The organism is Acinetobacter sp. ANC_7654 (genome assembly GCF_056779855.1).
Map to the genome: position 1 here is coordinate 134,109 of NZ_JBWYIR010000008.1, position 19,264 is coordinate 153,372.

Consider the following 19,264-nt stretch of genomic DNA (forward strand, 5'->3'; position numbering starts at 1 on the left):
TTTTATGTCATTTGCCAAAATTTATACCCGAGGTCTTCTTGGTTTACATGCACCACTGATTGAAGTCGAGGTTCATGTCAGCCAAGGATTACCTTCACTCACTATTGTAGGTCTTCCAGAAGCTGCTGTTCGAGAAAGTAAGGATCGTGTCCGTTCTGCAATCATTAATAGCGGTTTTCAATTTCCAACCAAACGGCTGACGATCAATCTAGCCCCAGCTGATTTACCCAAAGATAGTTCAAGGCTTGATTTACCTATTGCTTTGGGGATTTTAATCGCTTCTGGGCAACTACATGATCAAAATATTGACCGTTTTGAATTTATAGGTGAATTGGCACTCGATGGTCTGTTAAGACCTGTAACTGGAACTTTGACTATCGCAATGGCATGTCAAACCGCAGGTCATGAGTTAATGATTCCTGTGAGTAATTTGGATGATGCAGCCCTTCTTCCCAATTTTGAGGTGTATACAGCCAAGTCATTAAAAGATGTTTGCCAACACTTTGATCAATCGAGTCCAATTCAACCCATATTAGCGAATAAAACGATTCAACCTCAAATAAATCGATTTGATCTCGCTGATGTCAAAGGTCAATTACGTCCAAGACGCGCCTTAGAAATTGCAGCAGCTGGTGGACATTCTATTTTATTTAAAGGCCCGCCAGGCACTGGTAAAACACTGCTTGCCTCAAGATTGTCTGGCATCTTGCCCCCATTAACCAATCAAGAACACTTAGAGGTCGCAAGTATTTACTCCATTGCAAATACACCTTATCAATTTGGTCATCGCCCCTTTAGAGCGCCACATCATACGGCATCCGCTGTGGCCTTGGTTGGTGGTGGATCACACCCTCGACCAGGTGAGATCACCTTAGCCCATTTAGGTGTACTTTTTCTCGATGAATTACCTGAGTTTGACCGAAAAGTCTTAGAAGTATTGAGGCAGCCTCTTGAGTCGAAAGAAATCGTCATTTCCAGAGCATCAAGACAAATTACTTTCCCGGCTAATTTTCAATTTGTCGCTGCAATGAATCCATGTCCATGTGGATATGCCTTCAATCAAGACAGTCGTTGTCAATGTTCACCTGAATCAATTAAGCGCTATCAAAATCGAATTTCTGGCCCTTTACTAGATCGGATTGACTTACATATTGATGTGCCACCTTTACCTCCCCAAGACATGCAAAGCACTACACCGATGGAGAATTCTGAAACAGTCAGAAAACGGGTGATTCAGGCCTATGAGTTGCAAATTCAACGACAAGGTGTGACAAATCAAAATCTAAGTTCTCAACAGCTTGATCAAGTGGCTCAACTAGATGATTCTGCAAAAAAGATTATCGCTATGGCTCAGCAACGTTTGAATTTATCAGCACGTTCTTACCACCGAATCTTACGTGTCGCTCGTACAATTGCTGACTTAGCGAGTTCTGAACATATACAAACAGCTCACTTAACCGAAGCACTCTCTTATCGTAAACAGGAATAAAAAAAGCGACTCAGTTGAGTCGCTTTTTTTATTTGAGTCGAGTTTAGAAGCTATAACCCAATGCTAATACCATTTTATTCTTTAAATTGTTTCCATAACGATCATCACCACCAATAATATAATTCATGCTTGCTGTGACACCTGTTTCCCCTAAAGCTTTACTTAGACCAATATCAAAGTGACGGAAATTAAAACTTTCTGACTCTGGTGTTTCTGCAACATACTTACCGTCTTTTTCATAAACATATAAACCCAAAGCTGTGTCCAAGCTAAAATCGTTTGGTAGAGGATAACTATATGTAGCTTTTAAATATGTGTCTCCAGCGTTCCCCCAACCTGTATCTTCCAACAAAGTTTGAGCAGTTACTCCAACATCTTTGTAATTCAGACCAAGTAATAATTCAAAGCCATCATAAACTGACGTTTCAACGTCATAATAATAGTAATAAGTTGTACCTACAGTAAAACCAGTGTTTTCATTGATTGAACCGTTGTAACCCACATAAAAATTATTTTCCATTGGATTGGTAGTACCGTAAGCATCTGTACCTAGCGTAGATGTCCACCACCCTGCGTACAATCCAGAACTATGGCTATAGTCTAATCCACCTTGTAATGTAGCTTCAGTATTTTCAGGAGCTGCCGTATTACCACGCAATATATAACTTGATAAAACACTGATATTACCCGATACAGAATGCGGTGAAGTTGGTGCCTCAGCAAAAGAAAATGTTGATGCAGATGCTACAACTGCTAGACCCAATGCTTGAATTGCTAATTTCATATTTATGTTCCCCCCACATCATGATTAGATGCTTTTTCGGTTTATTTGTTTAACTCATATGTGAATTAGCAATAGCTATGCCAAAGTTAAAGGTGTCTAGATACAAAGGAATTAAAACAACGAGATAAAATAATTTAAAGTAATGATTTTATTAATTTATTTATTTAAATTTCTTATTTTCAAAAATATTCAAAGAAATTTTTTTTGACGATCCACTTGAGTTAAAGGCATATCTTTTTAGATTACACATTCATTTACAAGATGCATCATTTTAAGGCTATTTTTTAAACAAATTTAAAATTGGAGTATCAATTTAGTGCGGCATGAAAAGCCAATGATGTCTGAACCACATTAAAATTAAATGAAAATGAACTGAATAAATATCATTCTTATTTAAAATCCTTTATTCATCCTTATTTACTTCTGATGTTACAAAAAAAAACGTGCCATATTGACTAAATTAAAAAAAAAAAAGAATATCAGGTTAAAAATAAATATATGTTATTAATAGTTAAATTTAATTTTATAATAATTTTAATCTTTAATAATTCACAACTTAGTTTAATTTATATACTTTTTGCTTATGACTTTAGGTGCGAAATTGTGAATAATAGAGCCAATTTTGTTATACATTACGTATACAAATACTAAACATTAACCATAATCATTTTGTATGAGGCTCTCTCCCAATGCAAAAATTCCAAAAACTAAGCTTAGCAGTTCTTATTCAAACTGCTTTAATTTCTACTGCATTTGCGAGTGAGCAAAGTGAGTCAAAGGGATTCGTAGAAGATGCTGAAGGATCAGTATTATTCCGTACAGGTTTCTTGCATCGTGATAAAAAGAACGGTGTCGAAGATACCAGCTCAGCAGCTCAAACAGCCATGGTTAAAATTGAGTCTGGTTTCACGAAAGGTATCGTTGGTTTCGGTGTTGGTGTTATTGGTGATGGGTCTTTCAAATTAGGTGATAATGCCCATACCGGTAATGACATGATTCCAGTCGATAATAATGGTCATGCTTATGATCATTGGGCAAGAGGTGGTGCTTTCATCAAAGCTCGTATGTCGAACACCACAGCTACTTATGGGACTCAGATTTTAGATTTACCTGTTCTTGCAAGTAATACAGCTCGTTTGGTACCTGAATATTACACTGGCTTGTTAATCCAAAGTAATGAAATCGATAATTTGACTTTGGTTGCTGGTAAATTTACTGAAAACCAACGTTCTAGTCAAATCAATACCGATGGAAATGAATTAGATCGCGCGGTTGTTTGGGGCGCTAAATATAACTTTGGTGATGCTCTCAATGCGTCTTATTATGGTACAGACATTAAAGATCGTTTAGAACGTCACTATGTGAATGCCAACTATAGTTATGCCGTGGCTAAAGGTAAGTTGACTCACGATTTCAGTGCATATCGTACTGAATGGGATGCTGCACCAAATAATACGGCATATACTTATTCTCATACTTCAAATGATTTCAATAACTTAAGCAATAATATTTGGGCAATTTCAACAACTTACAATACTGGTCCACACAATGTAATGCTTGCTTACCAACAAAATACAGGTAATACAGGTTATGACTATGGTTTGGGCAAAGGTGTTGGTGATGGCCATCAAACGATTTATATGCCTAACTCGTATTTATCTGATTTTATTGGTAATGATGAAAAATCCCTACAGCTACAATATACCTATGATTTTGGTGCATTAAATGTTCCTGGCCTGTCATGGACTTCGGCATTTGTTTATGGATGGGATATTGATGTATCTGCAGGGGGTACTGACCGCTCAGTATTGCTAACCAATGATGCACAGGAACGTGAATTCTTTAATCAAGTGAAATATACAGTCCAATCTGGTTTTGCTAAAGATGCAAGCTTACGTGTTCGTCACTCTTACTACCGTGCAAGTGATGAATATCAAAGCGCTTATATCGGCGACACCAACGAATGGCGTATTTGGTTAGACATTCCCGTGAAATTATTCTAATTTTCAACTAAAAAGATCAATAAAAAAACCTGCACTTTGTGCAGGTTTTTTATAAAAGCTACAAGATCAAAGTTTGTAGCTTTATTTATACATCAGGCAAATTATTTGTTTGCTTCTGCATAAGCAGCAATTGAGCTTAACACTTCTTGTTTAGCAACATCTGCACCTTCCCAACCACTTAACTTGACCCACTTACCTGGCTCTAAGTCTTTGTAGTGTTGGAAGAAATGTTCAATTTGGCTAATCAATAAAGGAGGAAGGTCAGTATATTCCTGAACATCTTTATAGATTGGCGTTAATTTATCGTGTGGTACAGCGACAAGTTTCGCATCAACACCACCATCATCTTCCATATTTAATTTACCCACTGGACGGCAACGGATAACCGAACCTGGTTCTACAGGATGTGGAGTAACAACTAATACGTCTAATGGATCGCCATCAAGAGATAATGTATTTGGTACATAACCGTAGTTTGCTGGGTAGAACATTGCAGTACCCATGAAACGATCTACGAAAAGTGCATCTGAATCTTTATCAATTTCATATTTAATTGGTGCTGCATTTGCAGGGATCTCGATAATTACATAGATATCGTTTGGTGCATCTTTACCTGCAGGGATATTACTGTAGCTCATAGCAAACTCTTTACTGTCAGTGTTCATTAAAATGGGGTTGATTATATCGCTTTATTCAGCAATCATCATTCGATTATACAAGCTGAAGATGTATTTTAGGTATGGTGTTAGTCTGTTTTTCTTAGAGCAATCGAATAATTAATAAAAGCAATAAGATCGGACAAAGCATTGATAAGAACCAAACAATTGATCTAAGGGTCGCCCAATTACATAAATAACAAATCCCATAGATGATTCGTAAGACGATATACGCCGAACCTAATAGAATCACCAATTGTTGTTGAACAACCATATACTCAGCCATCAAAACTGCCGCAATAAATAATGGCAAACTTTCAAAGCTATTTTGCTGAGCTGCATTTGCTCGAGCCGCTAAGCCTGTGGTTTTAGACATGAATTCACGCGGATTTTGATTATCCTGCCCTTTGAAACCACCTGCAATTTTAGCAATGACTGTAAATAAATAAGGGAGTAAACAAGCAATTAAAATAAGGTAAATAACACCTTCAATACCGTGCATGGATTTCAGTCCAATGATTTAAGCTGGTTTTATCTTAGCATGATGTTTGTGCGATAATTTTAGTTAAATTATTTTGTTTATTAAAATTCTGAGTAATGGCATGACCAATTCTGACCAAAAAAAGTTATTTGATGTTCTCGAGTTACAAAAGCAACATCAAAAACGTGTCGATCGTGTGCTTTATATCGTTCTTCCGATTATGGCTTTCTTGATCAGCGTAATTTGTGCCAATATGAATTGGCAATCGACTCTCGGCACATTGCTGGTTCTCATCATCGCCTTTATCGCGGTGGGGATTAAACGAGCGAATAAATGGATCTGGCTGAGCATTATTTCTGTATATAGCTTAGTTGATATTTACTTCAGTTATTCAGGACAGTTACCGAGTTCTGCTGTAGGGCGTCATTTAGGTACAATGCTGACATTTACATTTATTATTGCAACAGCGCGACCTTATATCGACCGTTGGCTAATGAAAGAATAAATTAAAAAAGCGCCTTACGGCGCTTTTTTATTTGAATTATTTGCGTAAATCTTTACGAAGGATTTTACCGACATTCGATTTTGGCAATTCATCCATGAATTCAACATAACGAGGACGCTTATATCCTGTTAAGTTTTCTTTCGCAAAAGCTAATACTTCTTCTGTTGTTAATGATGGATCTTTCTTCACAACAAACAGCTTAGGCACTTCACCTGATTTTTCATCAGCTACACCAATCGCTGCAACCTCGAGTACTTTAGGATGTGTTGCAATCACTTCCTCGATTTCAGATGGGTATACGTTAAAGCCTGATACCAAGATCATATCTTTCTTACGATCAACAATCTTGAAGTAACCACGAGCATCCATGATACCGATATCACCAGTACGGAAGAAACCATCTGCGGTCATCACCTTAGCTGTTTCATCTGGACGGTTCCAATAGCCTTTCATGACTTGAGGACCACGGATTGAAATTTCACCTTGCTCACCTTGTGGAACTTCATTGCCATCGTCATCCAAGACAGCGACATCCGTTAAAGGTAATGGGATACCAATCGTACCGCTAAACTCTTCAGATGCCGGTGGGTTTGCCGTTGCAATAGGTGAAGTTTCAGAAAGACCATAGCCTTCAATAATATTTGTACCTGTGATTTTTTTCCAAGCTGCAGCAGTTGAAGGCAATACAGCCATACCACCACCCATCGCCATTTTTAATTTGCTATGGTCAAGTTGTTTGAATTCTTCATTATGAACGAGTGCGTTGAATAAAGTATTCACTGCTGGGAAGAAACCAGGCTGATATTTGCGTAGCTCTTTAATGACTGCAGGGAGATCACGAGGGTTAGGAATCAGTACGTTTGCTTGACCCTTGTACATACCATAAAGTGCACAAACCATGAATGCAAAGATATGATATAGCGGTAATGCACAGAAAATGCGATCGTCGCTCGCACCATCTTGAGCACCAAATTTAGATTGGAAAATACCATCTGCTTGCATTAAGTTTGCAACAAGGTTGCGATGTGTTAATTCCGCACCTTTTGATACGCCTGTTGTACCACCTGTATATTGCAATACAGCAGTGTCGCTCAACGTTGTTGCTGGACGCTTATAATGTGCAGTACTGCCTTTAGACATCGCAGTCGTGAATTTCACATGTCCTGGGATACTCCAAGCTGGAATTTGCTTACGCACTTTACGTAAAACAAAATTCACGAGTGTACCTTTTAAGGTACCTAACATATCACCTACTGTCGCCACGATCACATGCTTAACTGGCGTTTTACCAAGAATTGATTGATAAACAGAAGCGAAGTTTTCAATAATCACAAGCGCTTCAGTGCCTGAGTCATTCAGTTGATGCTCAAGTTCACGAGCTGTGTAAAGTGGGTTCACGTTGACAAGAACTAAGCCCGCACGGAATACACCAAGTGCCACTACTGGATATTGCAGTACGTTTGGCATCATGACCGCTACGCGAGAACCTTTTGCTAAACCAAGGCTTTGAAGATAGGCTGCAAATTGACGGCTCGCCGTATCAAGTTCATTGAACGTTAATGTTTTATCCATAAAGATAAAAGCATCACGCGAACCAAATTTCTGGAAGTTTCTCTCAAAAATATCAACAAGAGAGGTATTTTCTGGTGGTAACTCTACTGTTTGTGGAATTCCAGTTTTTTGGTATTCAGCGAACCAAATCTTTTCCATAATGCCATATTCTCCAATTAGTAATACTTGGTTTTAAACTCTTCTTTTCGATAATGTATTGAGCATCTTATTTAATTTATTGCTCAATAAAGCATCCATAGCCATAAATACATTTCATATATAACGTATTTTGTCGACTAGATGCTAGCTTTATCTTTGAATGAAGAGTTTATTTGCTTTTTGATAACCTCGTGGTAATACCTGCCCTTTTGAAGCACGTTTACCGATGTATTTCAGCAGATCATCACCTTTTAATTTCAATTGTTGTTGTCCAGCAACGACCTGAAGCACATCATCCAAGTTAAGTGTTGTCATAGACACAATGCGTTCCTTTGCATCCAACTGCATCAATTTATTACCTTTTCCTTTATTGAGCATTGGTAACTCTGTCAGCTCTGTCAGTAATAATCGTCCAGAACTGCTGAGTACAGCGATATGTGTACCATCAATTTGTTGCAATGGCATTGCGCTTGCATCATCTGCAAGCGTTAAAAACGCTTTACCCGCTTTAGCATTGGTGTCCAATTGTTTCGCTTGTGTTTTAAAACCATATCCTTTGGAGCTGATCGCTAATATTTCCACCTCATCTTCAGCAATCAGAATTTGTTGGAAATTTACTCCATTTGCTGGCGATAATTTCGAGCTTAATGGTTCACCTAAGCCGCGCGCTGAAGGTAATCCTGTAATTGGTAATGCGTAACTTCGACCAGATTGATCTAATACATACACTTTTTGATTAGATTTACCTTGTGCATGACTTAAATATTGATCTCCTGCACGGAAATTGACTTTATCTAGATCGATCTCATGTCCTTTCGCACAACGAATCCAACCCGCTTCCGATAAAATGACAGTGACAGGATCAGCTGGCATCAAATCTTGTTCACTAATCGCGGTCGCTTCTTCACGCTGAACAATTGGAGATCGGCGATCATCACCAAACTTTTTCGCATCTTCTTTTAATTCTGAAATGATCAGATTTTTTAAAGATTCAGGATTCGCCAATTGCTCTCGAATCACGGCTGCTCGAGCTTCAAGCTCTTCTTGTTCACGGTGAATTTCCATTTCTTCGAGACGCGCCAAATGACGTAATTTAAGCTCTAGAATGGCTTCGGCTTGAATTTCATCAATACCGAAATGTGACATTAAGACTTCTTTCGGATGATCTTCCTCACGAATAATGCGAATTACCGTATCAATATCTAAATACGCAATTAAAAGTCCCGCCAGAATATGTAGACGTTTTTCAATTTTATTCAAATGGTATTGCAAACGTCTCGTCACAGTCGTTTTACGAATTTCAATCCATTCCAATAAAATACGACGGATTGATTTTACTTGTGGACGACCATCAGCACCAATCATGTTCATATTGACGCGGTAGCTCGACTCAAGATCGGTCGTGGCAAATAAATGGCTCATGACCGCATCTGCATCGATACGATTTGAACGCAAGACAATTACCAAACGTGTTGGACATTGATGATCTGATTCATCTCGTACATCACTTACCAACGGTAATTTTTTTGCCTGCATTTGATCAGCAATTTGGCTGATAATTTTAGAGCCAGAAACCTGATATGGTAATTCACTGATGACAATTTCATTTTTTTCAACCGAATATACCGCACGCATGCGATAACTGCCGCGCCCAGTGCTTTGTGATTTCAGTAATTCATCAGCAGGTGTAATAATTTCTGCTTGAGTCGGTAAGTCTGGACCAGGAATATATTCAGCAACTTTTTCATCAGACAAATTCGGGTTACGAATCAGTGCAATTGTACCCTTAACAACTTCCCGTAAATTGTGTGGTGGAATATCTGTTGCCATTCCCACCGCAATTCCCGTCGTACCATTTAAAAGAATATTCGGTACGCGTGCTGGTAAATTTACAGGCTCTTTTAATGAACCATCAAAGTTATCTTGCCAGTCGACAGTTCCTTGACCTAACTCAGAGAGCAGGACTTCACTATATTGTGATAGTTTGGCCTCGGTATATCGCATTGCAGCAAACGACTTTGGATCATCTGGTGATCCCCAGTTGCCCTGCCCTTCAATAAATGGATAACGATAACTAAATGGCTGTGCCATTAAGACCATTGCTTCATAACAAGCAGAATCACCATGCGGATGATATTTACCTAAAACATCACCAACTGTACGTGCTGATTTCTTGGGTTTACCACTATGCTTTAGACCAAGCTCGCTCATCGCATATACGATACGGCGTTGTACAGGTTTTAATCCATCACTAATATGAGGCAATGCACGATCCATAATCACGTACATCGCATAGTTTAGGTAAGCTTGTTCTGTAAATTCTGCTACAGAACGATTCTCTGTCGCTTGGTGCGCAAGGCTTGTCATTGAATCGTGAAATCCTAATGAATGAATAGTTTAAGGGTGTATGCTAGTCTCCCAAACTGCGAAGAACAAGCAAGGTTGGACACTTTGTAAAGATAAAATAACAAAAAAAAGGCCAGTTGGTTTTATTTCATTTTAAATTGGACTTTTTTCTTGTATCCAATTAATTTTATTGAATATACAATAATCAAAACACAACTTTATAACAAATGCTTTTACATACGCTCATCGTATGAACGGAACAAACATGCATAATTACATTCCTTATGATCTTCGCTCAAAATTATTTCAAATTGACCCTAATCTAGATGTTCATTGGCAAACGCGTTTAAAAAATATTTTTAATAGTGTTCCCGCACCAATACAAGGTCTGATCCAGGAACAATTCCTGACTGCGAAGAATATTTACTGGGATCAACATCGACAATCATTCACTTTTAAGGGCATTGTTGGTCTTCAGGATTTAAGCAGTCATTTAATCTCACCGAAAATGCGAACTTTGGCTGAAAAGATCGCAGCCACTTTAGAAACGCTTAAATCATATCAAGACGTAATTAAAATCGCCGATTACTTAGAAACTGTACAAAATCAAATTGATCGTATTGAAACAGAAGAAGATCAAAGTTTTCTTAGAGACAAACAACTCCTACGAAAAACTTTTTTATATGATGCTGCAAATATCATCAAAACACTCGACTTAAATGTTCCTGATAATTGCCGACATTTAACAGCTGAAGAAATTCGTACTTTTATTCTTGAAGTTCATATTAAACATCAAATTCTAGGCTATTGGTTCAAAACCATCCTCCCGAGACAACTGAAGCAAATTAGCCATCCATTATTCCAAGACTTTATTATTCAAGAACAAAAAATTCGTGATTTTGATGTCATTGAAAGCAGTCAGTATTTATATCTGGTCGCGACCATTCATGACTTTAGACAGAACCCATATTCTATCCGCCGCTTTTTAATGGAAGAAAAGCTAGGTCTTGAAGATCGAGTTTACCTAAATGGCGTGGTGTTAGATAAGAAACGCTTAAATGATCCAAGCTATTTAGAACAATTTAAATGGCAAGTCAGTCGAATTATTACGATCCAACGACAGATCACGACTCCTATTTTGGATCTGATGGAAAAATTTCATAACGTCAATTTTGATCTGTTATTACCATTACTCAAAAAACCGCTCGATGCTTCTGGATTTTCAGTCGAACAAGTCATTAACGAGCGACTTTTAGATTTCGAAAAAGCTTTAACCCTTGAGATCTTGCAACCTTTTCAATATGCACTGCGTCATTCAATTCGTCACCCTGATGAATTTGATTATTGTTTTATCAGTATGCATCGTCTGTTCTCTGATATTGCGAGTTTTTATAAAGACTTTTCAAGTGAACCCATTATCGCCTTCAATACTCAAGCTCAAATTTTCGAATATAAAATTTTATCCTATTTAAAATTGATGGAAAAAAGACGACATACTATTTTCGTGAGTTTAGATGCAGAGTCTTATGCGGCAAGTCATAGCAAATCTCAAGCAGCGATTGAGCAAGTCAAAACTATTATTGCCGATGCTCTAGACCAACATAAAGTCAATCAAATTGCTTTTAATCAGAAAAAAAGAGAACTCGAAAGCCAATCAAACAAAGGATTCTTTCAAAAAATGTTTGATAAAACTGAAAAGTTAAAATCGGAGCTTGAAGCGCTTAAATTGGCTGGAATTAATAATCGACGAATTGCATATTTAGATCTCGTGAAAGTGCCCAAAAAACATGATGAAACGACGGTGTACCTTGAGTTTGAAAGTTTGATTTCAATTAATCAGACTGAGCGTCACTATGCTTTTGTCAATGGCGACAATGGGGTATCAGCTTTGCCTATTTTAATTCAACTCCCTGAAGATAAAGAAAAATTCAATCTTCAGCAAGTGTCGAACACATTACATTTTGACTTAACTAAAGCACGTCAAAAATGGGTCTAAAAAAGAGGAGCTTAGCTCCTCTTTTTTCACAGATTTACATCCCCATAGACTCAAGTGTCTTACCTTTGGTTTCCTCACCGAGCACCAAGATCACGGCTGCAACTGCCAATAATACAGCGGTAAACATCATAAATACTTGGCTAAATCCATTTGAAGCCACCATCATATGGGTAACCACTAAAGGTGCAACAATCCCACCAATACGCCCAATTGCTGCTGCCCATCCTGATCCGAAAGCACGAATATTTGCAGGATATTGTTCAGGCGTGTAGGTATATAAAACGCCCCATGCACCAAGATTAAAGAATGACATCAAGCATCCCCAGAACATGATCATCGCTACGGTATCAGCCTGCCCAAAGAAATATGCTGATACTGCACACATTGCAATAAAGCCTGAAAGCGTCGCTTTACGCCCTAACTTTTCAACGAGCCATGCCGCGACAATATAACCTGGCAATTGTGCTAAAATCATCCCGAGAACATATTCAAAAGACTGCACAATGGTATATCCCTCTTTGACTAAAAGACTTGGTAACCACGTAAAAATACCGTAATACGAATAAACAATCCCAAACCAAATTAACCACAGCATTAAACTGCGCTTAGCGAAACCGCTTGACCATAACTGACCAAAACTGACATTTGAATGTGTTGAAACTGGTTTCACTTCAATTTTTTCGATGACTTCGACACCACACTGTCGCTCGATTTTTTGCACAATCGCGTGCGCTTCATTAATACGACCTCGATTGATCAAGTAAGGAACAGATTCCGGAACTTTTTTTAGAATGACGAAGACATAAAGTGCAGGCAAACCACCCAATAAAAATGCAACATGCCAGTCAAATTTAGGGATGACAAAATAAGAAACCAGTGCAGCACATAACCAGCCTAGCCCCCAGAAGCTTTCAAGTAACACAATAAAGCGACCACGAACATGGGCTGGAATGTATTCACTCACTAAAGTCACGGCAACTGGTAACTGTCCGCCTAAGCCTAAACCTACAATAAATCTAAAGATTAATAACCATGTTAAATTTGGTGCGAAAGCACAAAGAGCTGTTGCTATACTATAGATGACCAATGTTGTAGCAAATACTGCTTTACGTCCGATTCGATCCGCCAGTCCACCAGAGAATACTGCACCTATCGCCATTCCCACAAAGCCGATGGATACAACCCAACCTTTTTCAGCAGGCGTCATTTGCCAGTCTTCAGCCATCTTCGCCAAGATAAAGGAAATTAGTCCAGTATCCATTGCATCAAACATCCAGCCTAATCCAATCACCCACAACAAGGTGTAGTGAAATTTACCAATAGGTAAACGCTGTATTCGTGAGATTAAATCCATAGCATGCTCTCTGTGAGGAGTGATTTAAATACAACCAATGACAATCGCTGTTTTCTCAACACTGCTTTTTTTTAATTTCTAAAGAACCATATAAAAATGACCGATCACATTATCGGCCATTTTGAAAGATGAGTGTAAAAAGTTTAATTTACATCTTTTGATGACGCCGACTGTTCATCATCATCTTTATAAATAAATTTTGGCATTTCAAGGCCAAAGTAAATTGCGATACAACGCAATGTGAAACCAAAAACAAGAGTAGAAATAATGGTGATATCTTGTGAAAAACCGACTTCGATACAGCCCCAATAGAAAATGACCGCAACAAAAGAAATACTGGCATAAAGTTCGCGACGGAAGACTAAAGGCACATCGTTACATAAGATATCTCGTAAAATACCCCCTGAAACGCCTGTCAATACACCTGCCACTGCACAAACCACGAAACCCTGTTCCATTTGAATCGCAATTTGACAACCAATAATGGTAAAACCTATCAGACCTAAGGCATCTAGAAGTAAGAATACCGAACGTAAATGTCGCATCCATTTTGCGATAAAAATCGTAAATAATGCTGCACAACATGTAAGTACTAGATATTCAGGATGTTTCACCCAAGTTAAAGGATAGTGCCCTAGCAAAACATCACGAACTGATCCTCCGCCCAAAGCAGTCACACAGGCAATAATAATGACACCAAACCAATCCATACTTCGTCGACCTGCAGACAAGGCGCCTGTCATCGCTTCCGCAGTAATCGCAATAATATAAATAACGGTGAGTAACATTGCCCTACTTCCAAATGAGGGTTTTTAATGCGCAATATTCTAAGTTAATTAAAAATTAATTCTAGAGAAATCGCGCACAACATTGCTTAAATTTTTTTCCTGATCCACAAATACAAGGCTGCTTCATCGTCACAGTTTGATCTGTCGTTGGGTCTAAAAAATACCACTGTCTATTGGTGAATACGAAATTTGAGGTTTCATGATGGACATGTACCTGATCGACATGTTGGTAATGTGCTTTGAATTCAACTTGAGCATGGGTTTTATCCAGACGAGGTAAATGCTGAATAACCTCTAATTTTAACCACTGATTGCTCATCGCCCAATCCCGAATGGCAGCAATGTCTAAATGACTTTGCTGACCTGATGCTGTGGTACTCACAATATAGTCGATTTCATGTTTAGCGAATGCACTATAGCGAGAACGCATGAGCTGTTCAGCACTTTCTGCAACACGCTGACCACGATGTAAAGGTTCACAACAGTGTGTATAAATTCCATGCCCGCAAGGACAATTGAGTTCGGACATCAATATTCCAAAAAAAATAGCACCTAATGAGATGCTATTTTAACTGAGTTTAAATCATTCTGATGGGTCTTGTTTTACGATGGGTACAATATGTACTTTTTCGATTTTATGACCATCCATTGTAACCACCTCAAATAGATATCCTTCTGCTTCAAAGGTTTCTCCATTTTCAGGTAAATGTCCTAAATGGAATAAGATATAACCAGACAGCGTAGAATACTGTTCTGACTCATCAACTAAATCACGATCAAGCAATAATGAAATATGACGAATATCAGTTGAACCCTCGAGCATGAGTGAACCATCCTCTAAGCTTTCAACTGCAGTTTCTATTTCATTTTCGTTCGGGAATTCACCCGCAATCGCTTCTAAAATATCAATCGGTGTTGCAATACCCTCAATGGAACCATATTCATTGAGCACAATCGCCATTTGTAAGGGTGCCTGACGCAATTGATCCATCACCATTAAGACTTGAGCGCTTTCATGGACTATGACAGGCTCTCGAATGTGTTTTTCGAAATTAAAATCGCCTGATTCAATATAGTCATTCAAAACGTTATGCGTGAGCACCACCCCAGCAATATTGTCTAGCTCGCCATGTGCAACGATCAAACGTGAATGTTTCATAGAAAGCACTTGATGTTTAATACTTTCAGGATCGTCATCTAAATCGATCCATTCGAGTTCTGGACGTGGGGTCATTAATGATTTGACTGGTCGCTCAGATAAACCTAATACTCCTTGCAACATCACGCTTTGGTATACAGCATTCTCATCCGAGAACATTTCCTCTACCAACGCTTGGGTAGCCAAAACATCATCCGTATTTGCCGATTGAGCATCTGCCGTTTTTGACTTACCACCAAGCATACGAATGACGGCAGATGCTGTTTTGAAACGTAAATCAGTCGTTGTTACCGTTTTTTCTTGGTTACGGCGCATCAATTGATTTAAAAACTCAATCAGGACAGAGAAACCAATTGCAGCGTATAGATAACCCTTCGGAATGTGGAAGCCTAGGCCTTCGACAACCAATGAGAAACCGATCATCATCAAGAAACATAGACACAGAATCACCACAGTTGGATGCTTATTCACAAAGTCCATGAGGGCTTTAGAGGCCCATAGCATGATTCCTATCGCAATAATTACGGCGATCATCATGACCGAAAGATCTTTGACCATACCGACTGCTGTAATCACACTGTCGAGTGAGAACACTGCATCCAATACCACGATCTGTACAATGACCATCCAAAATGCAGCATGAACAGGATTTTCTTCTTTAACATGAACTTTACTTTCTAGACGTTCATGTAGTTCTAAAGTTCCCTTCATTAACAAGAAAATACCGCCAAAAATCAAAATAAGATCTCGGGCTGAAAACGGATGATCAAAGATATGGAATAATGGATTCGTTAACGTGATAATCCAAGCGATTGACGCCAAAAGGATTAGGCGCATGCCAAGCGCGAGCGTTAAGCCTAAAATTCTGGCTTTATTGCGTTGCTCAGGCGGCAGTTTTTCCGCCAAAATCGCGATAAAGACGAGATTATCAATCCCGAGAACAATTTCTAAAATAATTAAAGTTAAGAGTCCCACCCATGCGGAAGGATCAGACATCCATTCAAAAATCATGAGTTACACTCCCACGTTTCAGGAAGATGGGATTCATTTAAACCAAAGTGATGAGGCAAAGTTATAAATGCAGTATTTAAATTTAGAAAATAAATAATATTTTGTTCTATTGAGCGATGTCGATCACTACTCATATTGATGTATTGGTTGCCGAACAGATTTTCAGTATAGAAAAGATTTTATTGCAATTCACTATTTTTTCGGTGAATCAAGATTGGCTTTATCAATCATTTTGGAATGAAACTACAAAATATTTCAAAAAAATCTTATTTATCTATACAGTTGTCACCTTTCTTGCTTAGATTAAACTACATGATGAAGTTCATTTAAAAAAGGTGAGTAAATAAATATGAATACAAGCATTCTTAATAACACCTTAGAGACCGATACATCAGTTAAATCAAAAGCAACTCAATGCCTTATTGCACTTTATTGTGGTTCTCGTTTTGGCAATAATCCTATTTACCAACAAAAAGCCATTGCTTTGGCTGAAAAAATTGCAAGGCAAGGATTTGGCATCGTATATGGTGGTGCAAGTATCGGATTAATGGGACAAGTCGCAGATACAGTCATTGAAAACAATGGTGAAGTTGTTGGTGTTATTCCTGAATTTATGCTTGATTACGAGGTTGCCCATAATCAGTTAACAGAACTTCACGTGGTAAGAACAATGCATGAACGCAAAGCCATGATGGCTGAACGTGCTAGTGCTTTTGTTGCGCTCCCGGGAGGTTTAGGTACATTTGAAGAAATCTTAGAAATCGCAACTTGGGGACAGTTAAATCAACACCAAAAACCAATGATTATTTATAACGTCAATGGATTCTATAATGCCTTGATTGCACAACTCGATCATGCAGTACAAGAAGGTTTTCTACCTGCTCAACATCGGGCAAAAATCATCGTATGCGAGCATTCACATCAAATCATCAATGCCATCGCAAACATGAAATGCCCTGAACAATTCGTGGTCTAAATTCGACAAGACTTTAAAGCATTACGCATGACGAGTAAAAAATAAAAGAGCCATATGGCTCTTTTATCATACATCTACACGATCAGGCTCTATTTCAACGTGATTTGATACGTTGCTGTAGTACCACTGACTTCATTCCCTACAATCAGTAAAGGCGTACCCGTTGGAGATTCTTTTGCGGAAACAAAGGTTAATCCTTCAGGACCTAAGTCTCCTGCCTGACCTTCCTCGATATCGGCAGTGGTTGCATCAAGTTTTCGCGAATGAATATATTGCACAAATTGGGGTTGGGCAGGATTGGAGATGTCATATACCATCACGCCTCCAACTCGTTCTAAACCAATAAATGCATAAGTTTTCTGGCCGATTTGACCTATCACCACGCCTTCTGGCTCTGGTCCCTTATTGTCACTACGATTATCGAACCCTGCTTCTTCATGGTTTGCATTAAAGATCTCAGGATGGTGCTGAGCAATATATTGTTCAAAATCATCACCCGAATCCCAAACCAGCTCTAATCCTGTTTGAGCATCATTTTCTGTCCAAATACTGACAGATCGTGCCCCGAAGCTATATAAATGATCATAAACCAAATTGCCTCGAGCATTGAGTTTAGGTGTGCCATCAGTATTCTTTTGATAACCTTCAGTCCAAGTGATATTCAAACGACCAAGCATCTTGTCTTCACGGCATCCTTTAGCATCTCCATCGATCGCTCCACAATATGCAAAATGCAGAGGATTCAATTCAGCACCTTTCGCCAGTGCTCGTAACTGTGGTGGCAGATCTTCCCCTTGTCGTCTATCGAAACCATCTTTATGGACTAGATGCTTCACACGCCATTCTTCAACAAAACCCTTTTTAATATTACCTTGAGCACTCGGATTATCCTTTAATTTTTCTCCCCAATATTCAGGATCATCTTCACCCCAAGCACGAGCATCCCCTTCATTGGCAGTGACAATATACGTTTTACCATTGACTTCGTAACTTGAGATCGCATCTGGCATATATAAGCCACGAACATGCTGCCAAGTTTGAATATTGATCTTCGCAAGACCATTTTCACCATCGGCATCACTGACATCTAAACCATGACCTTGTAAGCCATGATCTTTAAAACCGAGCGGATAAACAGCCATGACTTTGGCATTTAAAACATCCACCTTAGCTAAGGCATTATTTTCCTGTAATGCGACCCATGCAATTTTGCCATCTGTGCTGAGTGTGATGTATTCAGGTTCAAAATTTTGCGCTACTGTTGCATTTGGACCATAAATTCGCACACCTTGATCACGTAATAGTTGAGCTTGACTATTAAAGGCTTTGAAGTCAGCTGTTTTTGCAACTGGTTTGTTCAAATTTGAGAGATCAATGATTGAAATCGAACCTTCGGGATCAATCGCATAATCATGAGATGGCTCTCCTTCATTCGCCACCAATAAGGTTTTACCATCTGTACTAAAGGTCAGCATATCGGGTAGAGAACCCACTGGAACTTGGGCAATAAAGCTCGAATCATTGGCATTAAAAAGTGCCACGATTCCTGGATCTGTTTTATCTTTGGCTTGTACAGCCAAGGCAACAATTCCATTTTTTACAGCAACACTATTTACTTCTGAGTCTGTTAAATAAGATTTAGCATCTAAAGAGCCAATCCATTTAGGTTGCTGAGGTTGGCGATAATCAAAAATATCAACCACGCCTTCTTTTGCGTTTACAACAAACAATCTTTGGCTTTGTGCATCATAGGCAGGTATCTCTGCTGCGCTGACCGCAAAACCACGACTTTCTGTACGACTGAGATAGTTGAGTTCAATCGATTCAGGCGTAATATTTGGTACTGATGTGATATTGTTAGTGTCATCATTACATGCCCCTAGCCCCAATGCACACATTGCGATCACAAGTGCGTTAGACTTTAGCTTCATTTTTTTAATCTTCTTATGATGTTGTTGGCAACAACTCTATGACCATGCGATGACAATGCTGTGACCATTAGATTG

General features: G+C 38.7%; 15 protein-coding genes. 5 read left to right on the plus strand and 10 right to left on the minus strand.

Translation table 11 applies throughout. The features are described from left to right. Positions 1-4 precede the first annotated feature (4 nt). Positions 5-1,489 (plus strand): YifB family Mg chelatase-like AAA ATPase, encoded by a 1,485-nt coding sequence (locus AC1M86_RS10195; protein ID WP_092767363.1) that lies wholly within the window; start codon positions 5-7, stop codon positions 1,487-1,489. Positions 1,490-1,532: 43 nt separating this feature from the next. On the opposite strand, the gene AC1M86_RS10200 is transcribed toward AC1M86_RS10195, so the two are convergent. Further along, positions 1,533-2,273 carry a TorF family putative porin gene (locus tag AC1M86_RS10200; RefSeq protein WP_481596094.1) on the minus strand — a complete coding sequence of 247 codons (741 nt, stop codon included), beginning with the start codon at positions 2,271-2,273 and terminating at the stop codon, positions 1,533-1,535. Between the two features lie 689 nt (positions 2,274-2,962). On the opposite strand from AC1M86_RS10200, the gene AC1M86_RS10205 reads away from it, so the two are divergent. Then, a complete protein-coding gene (locus AC1M86_RS10205; RefSeq protein ID WP_481591499.1) occupies positions 2,963-4,276 on the plus strand; it encodes an OprD family outer membrane porin in 1,314 nt (437 codons plus the stop codon). A 101-nt stretch (positions 4,277-4,377) separates the two neighbouring features. Here the strand turns inward: AC1M86_RS10205 and ppa are convergent, their stop codons facing one another. Both ppa and AC1M86_RS10215 read right to left on the minus strand, forming a co-directional pair. Beyond that, positions 4,378-4,914: an inorganic diphosphatase gene (ppa, locus tag AC1M86_RS10210; RefSeq protein WP_005233448.1), complete on the minus strand. Its 537-nt coding sequence runs from the start codon at positions 4,912-4,914 to the stop codon at positions 4,378-4,380. 121 nt (positions 4,915-5,035) lie between these two features. Next, the gene (locus AC1M86_RS10215; protein ID WP_035268067.1) at positions 5,036-5,434 is read right to left on the minus strand and encodes an MAPEG family protein; all 399 of its coding nucleotides are present in this window, start codon (positions 5,432-5,434) and stop codon (positions 5,036-5,038) included. A gap of 100 nt (positions 5,435-5,534) precedes the next feature. On the opposite strand from AC1M86_RS10215, the gene AC1M86_RS10220 reads away from it, so the two are divergent. Continuing rightward, on the plus strand, positions 5,535-5,918 hold the full coding sequence (locus tag AC1M86_RS10220; protein ID WP_035268065.1) for a hypothetical protein: 384 nt from the start codon (positions 5,535-5,537) through the stop codon (positions 5,916-5,918). Positions 5,919-5,954: 36 nt separating this feature from the next. On the opposite strand, the gene AC1M86_RS10225 is transcribed toward AC1M86_RS10220, so the two are convergent. Both AC1M86_RS10225 and parC read right to left on the minus strand, forming a co-directional pair. Continuing rightward, positions 5,955-7,628: a long-chain-fatty-acid--CoA ligase gene (locus tag AC1M86_RS10225; protein WP_481591500.1), complete on the minus strand. Its 1,674-nt coding sequence runs from the start codon at positions 7,626-7,628 to the stop codon at positions 5,955-5,957. Between the two features lie 150 nt (positions 7,629-7,778). Further along, positions 7,779-9,995 (minus strand): DNA topoisomerase IV subunit A, encoded by a 2,217-nt coding sequence (parC, locus tag AC1M86_RS10230; protein ID WP_481607886.1) that lies wholly within the window; start codon positions 9,993-9,995, stop codon positions 7,779-7,781. 244 nt (positions 9,996-10,239) lie between these two features. On the opposite strand from parC, the gene AC1M86_RS10235 reads away from it, so the two are divergent. Beyond that, the gene (locus AC1M86_RS10235; protein WP_481593219.1) at positions 10,240-11,970 is read left to right on the plus strand and encodes a hypothetical protein; all 1,731 of its coding nucleotides are present in this window, start codon (positions 10,240-10,242) and stop codon (positions 11,968-11,970) included. A 34-nt stretch (positions 11,971-12,004) separates the two neighbouring features. Here AC1M86_RS10235 and niaP read toward each other — a convergent pair whose 3' ends face one another. The 4 genes from niaP to AC1M86_RS10255 form a co-directional block, all read right to left on the minus strand. Then, positions 12,005-13,324: a niacin transporter NiaP gene (gene niaP / locus AC1M86_RS10240; RefSeq protein ID WP_481596093.1), complete on the minus strand. Its 1,320-nt coding sequence runs from the start codon at positions 13,322-13,324 to the stop codon at positions 12,005-12,007. 143 nt (positions 13,325-13,467) lie between these two features. Beyond that, entirely contained in the window at positions 13,468-14,112 is a 645-nt protein-coding gene (locus tag AC1M86_RS10245) for a trimeric intracellular cation channel family protein (protein WP_035268119.1), read from the minus strand. A gap of 61 nt (positions 14,113-14,173) precedes the next feature. Further along, positions 14,174-14,641 (minus strand): YchJ family protein, encoded by a 468-nt coding sequence (locus AC1M86_RS10250; RefSeq protein WP_481607887.1) that lies wholly within the window; start codon positions 14,639-14,641, stop codon positions 14,174-14,176. Between the two features lie 54 nt (positions 14,642-14,695). Beyond that, complete coding sequence (locus AC1M86_RS10255; protein WP_035268121.1) at positions 14,696-16,282, minus strand: TerC family protein; 1,587 nt, start codon at positions 16,280-16,282, stop codon at positions 14,696-14,698. Positions 16,283-16,631: 349 nt separating this feature from the next. On the opposite strand from AC1M86_RS10255, the gene AC1M86_RS10260 reads away from it, so the two are divergent. Beyond that, positions 16,632-17,258 carry an LOG family protein gene (locus AC1M86_RS10260; RefSeq protein ID WP_035268124.1) on the plus strand — a complete coding sequence of 209 codons (627 nt, stop codon included), beginning with the start codon at positions 16,632-16,634 and terminating at the stop codon, positions 17,256-17,258. Positions 17,259-17,347: 89 nt separating this feature from the next. Here the strand turns inward: AC1M86_RS10260 and AC1M86_RS10265 are convergent, their stop codons facing one another. Then, entirely contained in the window at positions 17,348-19,189 is a 1,842-nt protein-coding gene (locus AC1M86_RS10265; RefSeq protein ID WP_035268125.1) for a choice-of-anchor I family protein, read from the minus strand. Positions 19,190-19,264 lie beyond the last annotated feature (75 nt).